At 69.3% G+C, this 13,428-nt stretch carries 12 protein-coding genes and 1 tRNA gene; 5 read left to right on the top strand and 8 right to left on the bottom strand.

The genetic code is table 11. The annotated features are described in order from the left end of the window. Window positions 1–177: 177 nt before the first annotated feature. Complete coding sequence (fdhA, locus tag ABD093_RS03180) at window positions 178–1,404, top strand: formaldehyde dehydrogenase, glutathione-independent (protein ID WP_343922383.1); 1,227 nt, start codon at window positions 178–180, stop codon at window positions 1,402–1,404. A 9-nt stretch (window positions 1,405–1,413) separates the two neighbouring features. Here fdhA and ABD093_RS03185 read toward each other — a convergent pair whose 3' ends face one another. Next, complete coding sequence (locus ABD093_RS03185; RefSeq protein WP_343922385.1) at window positions 1,414–3,003, bottom strand: HNH endonuclease signature motif containing protein; 1,590 nt, start codon at window positions 3,001–3,003, stop codon at window positions 1,414–1,416. Window positions 3,004–3,779: 776 nt separating this feature from the next. Between ABD093_RS03185 and ABD093_RS03190 the strand changes: the two genes are divergently transcribed. Then, window positions 3,780–4,328, top strand: a complete 549-nt coding sequence (locus ABD093_RS03190) for an NYN domain-containing protein (protein WP_343922387.1) — start codon at window positions 3,780–3,782, stop codon at window positions 4,326–4,328. 96 nt (window positions 4,329–4,424) lie between these two features. On the opposite strand, the gene ABD093_RS03195 is transcribed toward ABD093_RS03190, so the two are convergent. The 3 genes from ABD093_RS03195 to ABD093_RS03205 form a co-directional block, all read right to left on the bottom strand. Beyond that, window positions 4,425–5,423 carry a 3-hydroxyacyl-CoA dehydrogenase gene (locus ABD093_RS03195; protein ID WP_343922389.1) on the bottom strand — a complete coding sequence of 333 codons (999 nt, stop codon included), beginning with the start codon at window positions 5,421–5,423 and terminating at the stop codon, window positions 4,425–4,427. 220 nt (window positions 5,424–5,643) lie between these two features. Then, a complete protein-coding gene (locus ABD093_RS03200) occupies window positions 5,644–6,759 on the bottom strand; it encodes a magnesium and cobalt transport protein CorA (RefSeq protein WP_343922391.1) in 1,116 nt (371 codons plus the stop codon). 23 nt (window positions 6,760–6,782) lie between these two features. Continuing rightward, the gene (locus ABD093_RS03205) at window positions 6,783–7,607 is read right to left on the bottom strand and encodes an alpha/beta hydrolase (protein ID WP_343922393.1); all 825 of its coding nucleotides are present in this window, start codon (window positions 7,605–7,607) and stop codon (window positions 6,783–6,785) included. Window positions 7,608–7,683: 76 nt separating this feature from the next. Between ABD093_RS03205 and ABD093_RS03210 the strand changes: the two genes are divergently transcribed. The 3 genes from ABD093_RS03210 (at window position 7,684) to ABD093_RS03220 (ending at window position 10,642) form a co-directional block, all read left to right on the top strand. Continuing rightward, window positions 7,684–8,865, top strand: a complete 1,182-nt coding sequence (locus ABD093_RS03210) for a metallophosphoesterase family protein (RefSeq protein ID WP_343922395.1) — start codon at window positions 7,684–7,686, stop codon at window positions 8,863–8,865. After that, window positions 8,781–9,470 (top strand): metallophosphoesterase family protein, encoded by a 690-nt coding sequence (locus ABD093_RS03215; RefSeq protein ID WP_343922397.1) that lies wholly within the window; start codon window positions 8,781–8,783, stop codon window positions 9,468–9,470. The genes ABD093_RS03210 and ABD093_RS03215 overlap by 85 nt, the downstream gene beginning before the upstream one ends. 140 nt (window positions 9,471–9,610) lie before the next feature. Next, window positions 9,611–10,642, top strand: a complete 1,032-nt coding sequence (locus ABD093_RS03220; protein WP_343922399.1) for an LCP family protein — start codon at window positions 9,611–9,613, stop codon at window positions 10,640–10,642. A 133-nt stretch (window positions 10,643–10,775) separates the two neighbouring features. Here ABD093_RS03220 and ABD093_RS03225 read toward each other — a convergent pair. The 4 genes from ABD093_RS03225 to yczE all read right to left on the bottom strand — a co-directional run bounded on the left by ABD093_RS03225 (window position 10,776) and on the right by yczE (window position 13,425). Further along, window positions 10,776–10,859: transfer RNA gene (locus tag ABD093_RS03225), tRNA-Leu, on the bottom strand. A 119-nt stretch (window positions 10,860–10,978) separates the two neighbouring features. Further along, the gene (locus ABD093_RS03230) at window positions 10,979–12,421 is read right to left on the bottom strand and encodes an amino acid permease (protein ID WP_377802415.1); all 1,443 of its coding nucleotides are present in this window, start codon (window positions 12,419–12,421) and stop codon (window positions 10,979–10,981) included. A 47-nt stretch (window positions 12,422–12,468) separates the two neighbouring features. Next, on the bottom strand, window positions 12,469–12,753 hold the full coding sequence (locus ABD093_RS03235) for a hypothetical protein (protein ID WP_193117720.1): 285 nt from the start codon (window positions 12,751–12,753) through the stop codon (window positions 12,469–12,471). A 9-nt stretch (window positions 12,754–12,762) separates the two neighbouring features. Next, window positions 12,763–13,425, bottom strand: a complete 663-nt coding sequence (gene yczE, locus ABD093_RS03240) for a membrane protein YczE (RefSeq protein WP_193117719.1) — start codon at window positions 13,423–13,425, stop codon at window positions 12,763–12,765. Between the last annotated feature and the right edge of the window lie 3 nt (window positions 13,426–13,428).

Genomic DNA, 13,428 nt, shown 5'->3' on the forward strand with positions numbered 1-13,428 from the left:
CGACGTCGGCTATTGACGCGCGATGGCTGAGCGCCCCTGGGCGGCGTCCTGTCGTCTCGTGCGCGTCGCTCGCCGACATATTGACAACGTGATGCCGGTCACAGAGGCTGGAGCTGGCGGCCGCGCCCCGGTGGAACCGGGCACGGACAGGCCGCTCACCAGGCAAGGAGGCCTCCCATGACCAGCAATCGCGCCATCGCCTATCAGGGACCGGGCAAGGTCGACGTGGTCGACATCGACTACCCGACGTACGAGCTGAAGGACGGTCCGGGGGTGAACCCGGACAACGTCGGCCGGAAGCTCCCGCACGCCGCGATCCTCAAGGTCGTCACCACGAACATCTGCGGCTCCGACCAGCACATGGTGCGCGGCCGCACCACCGCCCCGGAGGGGCTGGTGCTGGGCCATGAGATCACCGGCGAGGTGATCGAGACCGGCCCCGGCGTGGAGTTCATCCAGAAGGGCGACCTGGTCTCGGTGCCCTTCAACATCTCCTGCGGCCGCTGCTCCCTGTGCAAGAAGGGCCGCACCGAGATTTGCCTGAACGTGAACCCCGACCGCCCCGGCAGCGCCTACGGCTATGTGGACATGGGTGGCTGGGTGGGCGGCCAGGCCGAGTACGTGCTGGTGCCCTATGCGGACTGGAACCTGCTGAAGTTCCCGGACGCGGACCGGGCGATGGAGAAGATCCTCGACCTGACGATGCTCTCGGACATCCTCCCCACCGGCTTCCACGGCGCGGTCACCGCCGGGGTCGGCCCGGGATCCTCGGTGTACATCGCCGGCGCGGGCCCCGTCGGCACCGCCGCCGCGATCGGCGCGCAGTTGCTCGGTGCCGCGGTGGTGATCGTGGCGGACATGAACGCGGACCGCCTTGCCAATGCCGCGAAGCACGGCTGCGAGACCATCGACGTCTCCCAGGAGGATCCGCGCGAGGGCATCGCCCGGATCCTCGGTCGCGAGGAGGTCGATGCCGGGGTGGACGCCGTCGGCTTCGAGGCCCGCGGCCACGGGAAGGGCGCTGGCGAAGCCCCGGCGACCGTGCTGAACACGCTGATGGACGTGACCCGGGCGGGCGGCGACCTCGGCATCCCCGGCCTGTACGTCACGGGCGACCCGGGCGGTGTCGACGAGGCCGCCCAGGAGGGCTCGCTGTCCCTGCGCCTCGGCCTGGGCTGGGCGAAGTCGCTGTCGTTCACCACCGGTCAGTGCCCCGTGATGCGCTACCACCGTCAGCTCATGGAGGCGATCCTGCATGACAAGGTGCAGATCGCGGACGCCGTGAACGCCACCGCCATCTCGCTGGACGACGCCCCGAAGGGCTACGCCCAGTTCGACGCCGGCATCGCGAAGAAGTACGTCATCGATCCCCATGGCGTCACCGGGAAGGTCGAGGCTCTCTGACCCACGCGGTCAGAAGGGCGGCGGGTCGCTCCGGCCATCCGAGGGCTTCGGCGGCGGGGCGGCCGGGCGGCCCTCCGCCCGCCTCCTGATGACGTGTCGTTCCTCGGCGCTGCGCTGCGCCGGGGGCGTCTGCTCCTGCTCCTCACGCAGCCGAGCGGCGTCGGCGTGGGCACGCCGATAGTGCTCCCAGGACGTGGCGAGGAGCTCCGCGAGGATCGGGGTCAGGAGATCCCGTTCCTCGCGGGTGCGGGCACGGATCTCTCTGTCGATGTCCCAGGTGGTCCCGATCGGTCTCCGACCAGCGGCGTCCCGCGCATGATCTTCCGGATCCTCGGGGTCCCGAACCGGATCGGTGCGCCCGGCGGTCTTCTGCTGGTGGTGCAGCCAGCACAGCCGATGGAGGTTCCAGAGACTGGTGGGGCCACCCCGTTCGGGATGCTCGTGGTCGTATTCGAGGATGTGGTCGTCCTCGGCGGCGAGCACGGTGGGCCTCGCGCAGCCCGGTGCCGCACAGACCGGGTGCCGCAGACGCAGCTGGAGGCGAAGCTGAGCGGTGGGATGGTAGGTCTCCGCAGCGACCGGGAGATACGCGCCGCTGATCGGGTCGGTGAGGATCCGCTGCCAGGTGCTGTGGCCTGCAGCGAGGTCACGAGCCTGCTCCGCGGGGATCGGGGTGATCCCGTTCAGCGTGGCGGGCGCGTCCTCGAGCCCCATCAGCGTCATCGCCGGCACGGTCACCAGGATCTTGTACGCCGTGGACGTCTCCTGGACCGGGTCGATGTCGAGCATCGAGTGGGTGAGGATCGCGTAGCGGAGCGTCGCCAGGGAGAGCGGCCGGCCTCGTTCCCGCAGGTTCTCGTCGATGTCGAAGGGCAGCGGCCCCTCCACGTCATCCTGGAGGGCATGGCGTTGCGCCTTCTGCACGTCCCTCGCGCTGACGTCGAGGCGGTGGGCGAGTGCCGTGATCTCCGGGATCGGCCCGCTGACCAGGAGCGTCGCAGTGCCGCTCTCGGGATCAGTCGTGTCGAGCCGCACGTCCCGCTCAGGGGACTGCGGCGTGGTGAGCGTCCCGGCCCTCACCAGGGCCACGAGCAGGCGGACATGGCGCTCGAACTGGCTGCGGGAGATCGAGCGCAAATCCCAAGCCGCCACATGGGCATCGACGATCCCGACCTGCTCATCGCCCAACCGACGCATCCTCCGCAGCAGGTAGTGGTGGAAGTCCTCGGGCAGATCCCCAGCGGCGAGCACGTCGAAGGTCTGCGGCATGAGCTCGACGCTGCGGTGAGCGTCGCGAATCTGCGCCTCCGCCTGCGGGATGCTGCAGCGGAGCCCCAGGGCGACCTTCATCGCGGAGATGTCGGCATCATCCAGGCAGCCTGACGCGTCGGGATCACGGGTGAAGAACTCCGTGAGCAGCAGCATCTGCTGCGCATAGAGCCTCGCGCGCTCCCGCATCGAGCTGAAGATCGCCCGGATGCAGACAGCCTGCCCCTCGTCCTCCCCGGTCTCGGCGCTCTCGACGATCCGCTCTTCGGTGAGCTCGGTGCGGGCGCGCACGGGCCAGGCGGGGATGTCCCCCTGCAGCTCCTCGCCCATGGCGCCCTCCTCACCGTCCCACGGCCCGAAGAGGGCCGTTCGTCGATTCCCCAAATAGCCGCTTCGCGACCGAACACCTTCATTCTATGGCTCTGCACTGACATTTCAGGGAATGACCCCGTGAAGCCGCAATATTGTGGATAACCACCCCGTGGGGAGGAACGTTCGACAGCTCGACGGGGGCCTGAGGAGGCGACCGATCGGCCGAATGGGCGGGGCGAAAACACCGCGCGGGCGTCGAGGCGGGCGCGGCGGGATGCGAAGGGACGCGAAGGGACGCGAAGACCTCACATCCCGCAGAATAGCCGTCTCTGCAGGTCAAGCGTCCGCGGTTCGAGACGTCACGCAGTCCTGACACCCATGTCAGGTCGACCTCCTCGCCCTCTCCGCACGAATCCGCACGAATCCGCACGAGGGACTCCCCGTGCGCCCGCGCGAGGACCGTCGGCTCGTCACGGAACGCCGGCCGGTCTCGTCATCGACTCTCGTCATCGACCCTCGCCATCAGCGCCTCCACCGGGACGTCGAGAATTCTCCAACCCGTAGCAACGCCTTTTCGTTGCGAATGTCAAGCGCCCACCCGATAATGTGGATGGATCCCTATTGAGGAGGGCAATTCGCCACGAGTCCGCCGCCCAATTCGCCACGAGCCCGCCACTCAGGGTGCACCGTTCCTCCCGGCGGGACCGTCCCGTCCCCCGTATCCTTCCCGTCCCCCGTGCCCGTCCCGTCCGGGCACGCGCGCGTCGGCCCTCGCGAGCGCGTAAGGTCGAGGCATGACAGAACGCACCACGTACCTCCTGGTGGACGGCGAGAACATCGACGCCACGCTCGGCATCTCCGTGCTCGGCCGTCGGCCGCAGCCTGAGGAGCGCCCGCGCTGGAACAAGCTGCTCCACCACGCGGAGGTCTCGTGGGCACAGCCCGTCAAGGGCCTGTTCTTCCTCGCGGTCGGCGACAGCCTGCCGTCGGGCTTCGTCCAGGCGCTCATCGCGCTGGGCTACAAGACCGTCCCGCTGCGCGGTGAGGGCAAGGTCGTCGACATCGCCATCCAGCGCACCGCTGAGGCGCTGCAGTCCCGCGAGGCCGACGTCATGCTGGTCAGCCACGACAAGGACTTCGTCCCGCAGATGACGGAGCTGGCCGCGACGCCGGACCGTCGCACGGCCCTCGTGGGCTTCCGCGAGTTCATGGCCGCGGATCTCCAGGAGATCCCCGGCATCGAGTTCCACGACCTCGAGTATGACGTCGCCGCGTTCACCAGCAAGCTGCCGCGCGTGCGGATCATCGACATCGACGACTTCGATCCGCTCGAGTTCATCTGACGCACGGCCCGGGAGCGGGATCTGCTCCGCTCCGTCGGTCGGAACGTCAACGCTCCGGCCGACGGGCCCTCTCCCGGGACGCCCGTCCCCCGCAGCTCAGTCGTCGGTCGGCGGGTTCACGTCGGTCGGCGGGTTCACGTCGGTCGGCGCGTTCACCTCGGTCGGCGGGTTCTCGACGTCCGGCAGCTTCTCGGCGGCCGACCAGTTCTCGGCGACCTCGACGATCGTGCCCTCAGAATCGTAGACATAGAATCCGATTCCGTCGGCTATGCCGGTACGACCCTGTTCGATGCCGCGCTCCACGAGAAGATCACCGAAGTGCTGCAGCTTCTCGTCGTCCGGAGTATTCCGGATGACATTGGCGACCACCTTGAAGCCGACGATGTCGTATACCTGGAACGGACCGAGCGGGGCACCGGTCGCAATGCGCCAGGTCTTGTCGATATCGGACACGCTCGCGGCCCCGTCGACATAGAGGTAGGCCGCGGCGTTGAGCCACGGGATCAGCAGGCTGTTGACCACATATCCGGGGGTCTCCTTCGCCAGGGCGATCGGCTCCAGGCCGATCTCCGCCGCGAACTCGAGCACAGCGTCGAAGGCGTGCTGAGAGGTCGCAGGAGTCCTCATCACCTCGCCCGTATTGTTACTCCAGACCAGGTTGGCGAAGTGCAGAGCGAGGAACCTGTCCGGTCGACCGGTCGCCTCCGCGAAGTCACTGGGCCGCAGCGCCGAGGAGTTCGTGGTGAAGATCGCCTCGCTCGGCGCGCTCTCCCCGACCCGGGTCCACACCTCTCGCTTCAGCTCGAGGTTCTCCGGGACCGACTCGATGACGAGATCGGCATCTGCCACGGCACGTGCGGGGTCGGTGGTCAGCTGGATCGATGAGATCGCCTCGTCGAATCGCCTCTCGTCGAAATCCGGAAGATCTCGTCGATAGTGTTCGCGCATCCACTCCCATCGACCCGATAATGCCGCCAGCAGTTCGTCCGAGATATCGTGGGCCGTGACGTTCTTGCCGTGATAGGCGGCCTGCATGATGATCTGTGAGCCCAGCACTCCCGCACCCAGCACTGAGACATTGTTGATCGTGGCCATCTGTCTTCTCCCGTCGAGGTCGCCGGGAGCAGGTGCTTCCACACTCCCGCTGTAGGGCCTCACCGCGGCGCAGTCTGCCACAGGCACGTGCCGTCCTGCTACAGCCTCGTGGAGGCTCTCCGACCGCGGGCGGTGGCGTCCGGGAGCGGCCGTCGAACGACTCTGAACGCGGCGCCCGTGGTGTCCCGGACGAGGCCAGGGGCGCACGAGCGATCTCGTCCTACATCCACCTGCTGCGCTTGAAGATCACGTAGAGCAGCACTCCGAGGGCGATCATCATCCCGATCGCCATGGGGTAGCCGTACGCCCAGTGCAGTTCGGGCATGTCGTCGAAGTTCATGCCGTAGATCGCGCCGATGAGCGTGGGGGCGAAGAGGATGGCCGCCCAGCCGGAGATCTTCTTCATGTCCTCGTTCTGGCGCTGCGCGACCAGGGTCCCGTTGACGTCGAGGATCTGGGAGAGGGCGTCACGCAGGTCCCGCACGCGCGAGGCGGCCCGCGCCAGGTGGTCGCCGACGTCGTCGAGATAGGCCTGGAGCTCGCCGGGGATCCTGTACTTCCCGAAGCCGGCCTGCAGGTCGTCGATCACGTCGCGCAACGAGGTGATCACCTGCTGCATATCGATGACCTCCTGGCTGAGCCGGTAGATCCGCTCGGCGACCGCGGCATCCCCGCTGAACACCTGCCGTTCGATCTGCTCCTGGTCGACCCGGAGACCCTTCAGCACGGGGTCGTAGCCGTCGACGATCGTGTCGAGCACGCGGTAGAGCACGGCCTCAGGCCCGAGTTCGAGGAGGTTGACGTCCTCGAACACCGAGCGCTCCCGGCGGGTCGAGGTCAGGGGATGCTCCTCGTCGAGCTGAGGGCCGGCAGTACCGTCGATCCAGCTCCCGTCCTGGCACAGCACCGCCACCGCGCCCGGGCGCAGCAGCAGGTGGAACTCGGCGAAGTCGACCTCCTCCTGCGCATCGACGTAGCGGGCCGAGCGCACCACCAGGAACAGCACGTCGCCGTACCGTTCGAGCTTCGGGCGCTGGTGGGCGGTGAGCAGGTCCTCGAGCAGCAGGGGGTGCAGGTCCCAGGCCTCGCCGAGCTCCGTGATCTGCTCGGGAGCGGGCTGCGGATAGAAGAACATCACCATCCGGTCCGGGGCCGCGCGCGAGAACTCCAGCGCATCAGCCATCGAGTCGCCGTCGGGCTGGCGGCTCGGGACGCCCTGCTCGACGTAGCGAGTCGTCGACGGGGCGCCGTCGCCAGGCCTGGTGCGTGCACCCGCCTGCTCGCGGGCGCGATCGGTGCGCCGGTTCCGGGACGGGCCATGTCGTCGCGTGCTCATCGATGTGTCTCCTTCCTCGCCGCTCAGACAGTGAGCACGCCCTCCACGAAGCCGATCACGTCCGCGATCACCTCGTCGCGGTTGGTCTCGTTGAGGATCTCGTGCTGCGCTCCCGGGTAGGTCTTCACGAAGGTCCGCGGACCGCGCAGCGACTGCAGCCCTTCCCAGCTGGCGGGGAGCGGCACCAGGCGGTCCGCCTCGCCGTGCAGGTAGAGCATCGGATGCTCCCCGACGCCGCCGGCTTCCTCGATCGTGCGCATCGCCTGCTGGAGACCCTCGAGGGTGGGGCGGGCGAAGTCGCCGTGCCACACCAGCGGGTCGGCGGCGTAGGCCTCGCCGACAGCGGGGTCGCGGGAGAGGGTGCCGGGGTCGATCGGGGTCGGCGGGATCTCGTCGAGCGGGAGCAGCTCGTCCACGGTGGCCCAGGAGCCCAGCACCGGGCCGGAGAGCACCGTCGCGGCGAGGGAGCTCGCGTGCAGCTGGGTGTAGCGGGCGGCGATGAGACCGCCCATGGAGTGCCCGATCAGCACGATCGGCAGCCCCGCATGCTGGGAGGCAGCGTGCTGGACCACCAGGTCGAGATCCTCGACGACCGGCTCGAAGTCGCTGATCAGCACACGCTGGCCGTCGCTGCGGCCGTGGCCGAGATGGTCGGCGGCGTAGACCGCGGCGCCGGCGTCGTTCAACCGGGCGGCGACCCAGTCGTAGCGACCCACGTGCTCGCCGTAGCCGTGGGAGAGCACGGCGATCCAGCGAGGATCGGGGCGGGTCCACGCGCGCCCGGCGAGGGTGCCGCCGTGGCCGGCGAGGGAGAACTCGGTGGGAGTGGAGCGGGCGTCAGAACTCATGGGGCCATGATGCCCCGTCATCCCGAAATCTTCTGCCGGTCACGCCGTCGTCACCCGCCGATGCTGGACTGCGGATATGCCCGATCAGCCTCACTCCGATCAGCCTCACTCCGAACAGCCGCACCGCGCCCCGTTCCGGCCCTTCCCGCGCCCCGTCCTGTCGCGCCGCGCCCTCCTTGCCGGGTCGGCGGCCTCCGTCGCGGGAACGGCCCTGGCCACCGCACCGGCGCAGCTCGCCTTCGCCGAGGACGCGGGGCTGGTGGCAGCCGGCACCACCCTCGAGGAGGTCGCCGTGGCCGAGCCGGGCGCGGACGGCGCCTATCGCCGACTCGTGGCGGGCCCCGGCTACGTCTTCCAGGTGCGCGAGGACGCCCTGGACACCTCCCCGAAGGCCTCCCGGGCGGATACCCGCGTTCCGCTGGCCTCGTTCGTCCAGTTCACCGACCTGCACGTGCTGGACGCGCAGTCCCCGATGCGCTTCGAGTTCCTCCACGACATCACCGGCTCCGCCTTCCGGCCCCAGGAGTCGCTGACCACGCAGGGGGCGGTCTCGCTGGTGGAACGGGTCAACGAGCTGGGCGCCGGGCCCCACACGGGCCGGGCGCTCGACTGCGTGGTCACCACCGGCGACAGCACCGACAACCACGAACAGGTGGAGCTGGACTGGTTCCTCGCCGTGATGAGCGGCGGGGAGATCACCGCGAACACCGGGGCGAGCGACGTCTGGGAGGGCGTGCAGACCTCCGGCTCCTCGCACTACTGGAATCCCGCCGGCGAGCAGACCGATCGGTACGCCGAGGCTGGCTTCCCGCAGCTCCCCGAGCTGCTGCACGACGCGATGGCCGAGCACCGCAGCCCGGGCCTGGACTGCCGCTGGTACAGCGTGTTCGGCAACCACGACGACTCGATCTCCGGGACCCTGCCGTCGGACTGGCACGGCCTGGTGGACATGTACACCGGCTCCTGGAAGTTCACGGGCTTCGCAGATCCCGCCGCCGATCGTCGGCTGGAACAGCGGTTCGCTCCGCGGCCGACGCCACCACGGCGAGCGCGGCCCCGGAGATCGACCGCACCGCGGCGGCGACGAAGGACTACCAGGTCACGGCCGACGAGAGCCGGGCGCCGTTCACCCCGGAGGACTACATCCGCGCCCACCTCGCCCAGACCCCGCGGGTGGGGCCCGCGGGGCACGGCTTCACCGAGGCCAACGCCGAGGAGGGCACGGGCTACTACACCTTCGAGATCGCCCCGGGCGTGACCGGGGTGGCCCTGGACTCCACGAATCGCGCGGGCTTCACCGAGGGGTCGCTGGGCCATGCCCAGTACCGATGGCTCGAGAAGCTGCTCGAAAAGGGCTCCAGCCGCTGGTACGACGGCCTGGGTCGCCTGCAGACCGCGGAGGGCGAGGGGACGTACTTCATCGTGTTCAGCCACCACACACCGGGCACGATGAACAACCTGCTGCCCGAGCCGGGCAACGGCGAGCTGCGCCACGCCGGCTGGGACGTGGCGGACCTGCTGGGCCGCTTCCCCCACGTGCTGGCCTGGGTGAACGGCCATACCCACACCAATGCGGTCGCGGTGCACCAGCATCGGGTGCCCGAGCGTCGCTACTGGAAGATCACCACCGCCTCGCACGTCGACTTCCCGCAGCAGGCCCGGGTGGTGGAGGTCGTGGACAACCGCGACGGCACCCTGTCCCTGCTGAGCACGCTGATCGAGGCGAAGGCGCCGTACCAGGGCGATTCCCTGGCGAGCCTCTACCGGGAGCTGTCGTTCAACGACATCCACGCCGACCACGCACAGGAGGGCGAAGCGACGGATCGCAACGTCGAGCTGCTGCTCACGAGGCCCGGGGCATGAGGCGACGCCCGGGTCAGGAGCCGGAGCTTCGGGTGAGGGTGCTCATAGAGTCGTGATGGCATGGGGGTCGCACGGGCACACTGTTCCGTTCCGGCCGTCGCATGGGGCCGGGCCCGTCTGACCTCGACCCCGAGAGGCACATGAACGACCCCACCGGACCGCATACCGCCTCGCCCCGCACGACCAGCCGCCGGCGTCGGCCCCGCCGACGGAAGGCCCTGATCGCTCTGCTCGTGATCGGCTGCCTCGTCGCTGTCGGCGGGATCCTCACCGGTCGCTACCTGGGTTCGCTCGAGGATGCCTATGAGAAGCGCAGCGTGGTCAGCCTCGACCGGGGCGCCTCCGACGGCGAGCGCCCGCAGGGCGAGGACGGCAACGGCCAGAACATCCTGCTGCTGGGATCGGATCAGCGCGCCCGCGAGGATGCCGCCGATCAGGGCGTCAGCGGTCAGCGCTCCGACACGATGATGCTCGTGCACGTCCCCGAGGACGGCTCCGCCGCGTACATCGTCTCCTTCCCGCGTGATCTCCAGGTGGAGATCCCCGGGCACGGCGAGGACCGCCTCAACGCCGCCCTCGCCTATGGCGGTGTGCCGCTCGCCGTGAGCACGGTCGAGGACTACACGCAGACCCCGATCGACCACGTCGCCCTCATCGACTTCGAGGGCATCCAGGGCCTCGTCGACACCCTCGGCGGCGTGGACGTGCAGGTGCCCGAATCCTTCGAGCGCGACGGCATGCAGTTCACCGAGGGCACGCAGAATCTCGACGGCGAGGAGGCGCTCACCTTCGCCCGCGAGCGCAAGCATCTCGAGGGGGGCGACTTCGCACGCAACGAGAACCAGCAGCAGCTGCTGAAGGGGATCACCTCGGAGCTGATCAGCGGAAACACCCTCTCCAGTCCCGGGAAGATGCGGGACACCGTCGCGGCGCTCTCCCCGTACCTCACGACGGACGAGGGCCTGGAGTCGACGGAGATCGTGCGGCTGGGACTGGACAACCGGAACCTGCGCAGCTCGGATCTGACGTTCCCGGCGGCGCCGCACGGGGACCCCTTCACCACCTCCGGCGGGGCGAGCGTGGTGGCCTCCGACGAGGAGGGGATGGACTCGCTGCGCACCGCGCTCGCGGAGGATTCGGTGGACGACTACGCCGCCGACCACGCCGAGTGAGGCGACCGCGCGACGGTCGATGATCGGCCTCTAACGCCAGCCTCGATGACCCGACCCCGATGACCCGACCCCGATGATCCATAGAGACATGAAAGACCCCGGTTCACCTGGGTGAACCGGGGTCTTCCTGCGGTGCGCAAGGGGGGACTTGAACCCCCACGCCGTTTCCGGCACACGGACCTGAACCGTGCGCGTCTACCAATTCCGCCACTTGCGCATTTTCTCCGGCACCGGGTCTCAAGGCACCGAGACCGAAGATTCCCCTAGGTTACCCCTGCATCACTGTCAGCAGAAGCTGAGGACCGGCACAGTAACGAACGCCACTTCCCCGGCGTGTCAGCGCATGCTCTCGGCTTCCTCGAAGGCCTCCTCGATGTCCGCGGGATCGATGCGGCGACGGGCCACCGCGACGTAGAGGATGATCGCGACCAGCACGGCCGGCACGCCCACCATCGCCGCGATCTGCATGCTGGGGCGAACGGCCACGGTGGCGAGCACGGCGGCCAGACCGATCAGCCCCAGCACGGCCGAGACCATCCCGCCGGGCATGCGGAAGTTGGCTCCCTCGACCTTCAGGCTGCGGAAGCGGAGGTAGGTGACGAGGATGAGCGCCCACACCAGGATCACAGCGAACACCACGAGGCTCATCATGTAGCCGAACACGCCGCCCACCTCGCTGAAGGCGAGCACTCCGGCGCCGAGGATGCCCAGCGAGCTGCAGGCGATGCCCACGATCGGCACCTTGCGCCGGGTGGTGATCGCGGCGATCCGCGGGGCGAGGCCGTCCGAGGCCAGGGAGTGCAGCATGCGGCTGCCCGCGTAGAGGTTCGCGTTCGCGGCCGACAGCGCCGCGATGAGCACCAGCAGGTTGGTGACGTGGGCGGCGCCGGGGATGCCGATCCGGTCGAAGACCATGACGAACGGGGAGGTCGCGACGTCCTCACCAGTGCCGGCGGCCTGCTGCCAGGGCACCAGGCACACCACGATGCCGATGCACAGCACGTAGAAGAAGGCCAGGCGCACCACGGTGGTGCGGGCCGCGGTGCGGATGGATCGCGCGGGATCCTTCGCCTCGGCGGCGGTGATGGACAGCAGCTCGATGCCGCCGAAGGAGAACATGACCACCGACAGGGCCACCCACACGGAGCTCCAGCCCATGGGCACGAAGCCGCCCTCGGCCGTGAGCTCGACGAACCCGGCGGCGGGCTGTCCCGGCATCCCGAAGAGCACCAGGATCGCGCCGATCAGGATGAAAACGACCACGGCGATCACCTTGATCGAGGACAGGAAGAACTCCACCACGCCGAAGGAGCCCACCGAGGTCATGTTGATCGCGATGATGACGGCGGCGAACAGCAGGATCCCTGCCCAGATCGGGATCGCCGGCACCCAGTACGCGAGATAGGCGGCGCAGGCCACCAGCTCGGCGCCGGTCACGCACACGGTGACGATCCAGTACAGCCAGCGCGTGAGATACCCCCAGAACGGGGACAGGTAGCGGGCGGCGAGGGTGCCGAAGCCGCCCCGCACGGGGTGCCTCGACGCCATCTCGCCCATCGCCAGCGCCACGCTCGCGGCGATCAGGGAACCGAGCGCGAAGGAGATGATCACGGCGGGGCCGGCGATGCCGATCGCCTCGCCGGAGCCGAGGAACAGGCCGGTGCCGAGCGCCGAGCCCATGGCGATCATCGCCATCTGGCCGTGGCCGAGGGAACGGGCCAGGTGCCCGTCGGCCCCGCGCTCGACGGCGGGTGCAGGGTTCGAAGAAGGAGTGGTCACCGCACGAGGGTAGCCCGGCCGGCCGCGCGGGTCAGAGTCCGCGTGGGTCAGATGCCGTGCGCCCGGTACTGGTCGACGGCGTTCTTGGCATCGACCAGGCCGGCTCCGGTGAGCTCGCGGTAGGCCTTGATCGCCTCGATGTGCCTGCCCTCGTCGGCCAGGGCGCGGCAGCGCTCGGGGATCTGGGCTCCGGCCTGGCCACGCAGGTCCCGGAGCTCCTCCTCGCCCACGTCCCCGCGGGCGGCGAGGACGTCCACGAGGCCCTCCAGCCGGCGCACGTGGGCCTGGAGGGTCTCGATCTGCTTCTGCTGCTGGGCGGCGCGTCCGAACATGGCTCGACCCTAGTGGAGAACCGGCACGGAGCTCGGCTCCCGTCGCACCGGGATGGTCACCCGGGGCAGCACGAGATGGACGATGGGGCCGACGGCGAGGGCATAGATGATCGTCCCGATCCCGAGCGGGCCACCGAGCAGCCAGCCGAGCGCGAGCACCGCCACCTCGATGCCCAGTCGGACGGGTCCGATGCGCAGTCCCCACCGGTGGTGGATCCCGGTCATGAGCCCGTCGCGCGGGCCCGGCCCGAGCAGGGCTCCGATGTAGAGCGCGGAGGACGCCGCGTTCACGACCACCCCGCCCAGCAGCAGGAGCAGGCCGGACAGCAGGGCCCCCGCCGGAGGAAGGACGTGCAGCGTGAGGTCCACGGCGATCCCGATCCACAGCGCATTGGCGAGGGTGCCGATCCCCGGCCGCTGGTGCAACGGGATCCAGGCCAGCAGCACCACGAAGCTCACGATGATCGTGACGACACCGATGCTCAGCCCGGTGCGCTCCGCGAGCGCGACGGAGAGGACGTCCCAGGGCGCGGCGCCCAGACCGGCGCGGATCATCATCCCCACTCCGGCGCCGAAGCCGGTCAGCCCCACGACGAGGCTGAGCAGGCGCAGTCCTCTGCGGTCGACGGTGAGCTGCTGACGAAGGCTGAGGTTCTCCAGAGGTGCAGGCATGCT

This window comes from Brachybacterium tyrofermentans, from assembly GCF_039526165.1.
In the GTDB taxonomy this organism is placed as follows: Bacteria; Actinomycetota; Actinomycetes; order Actinomycetales; family Dermabacteraceae; genus Brachybacterium; species Brachybacterium tyrofermentans.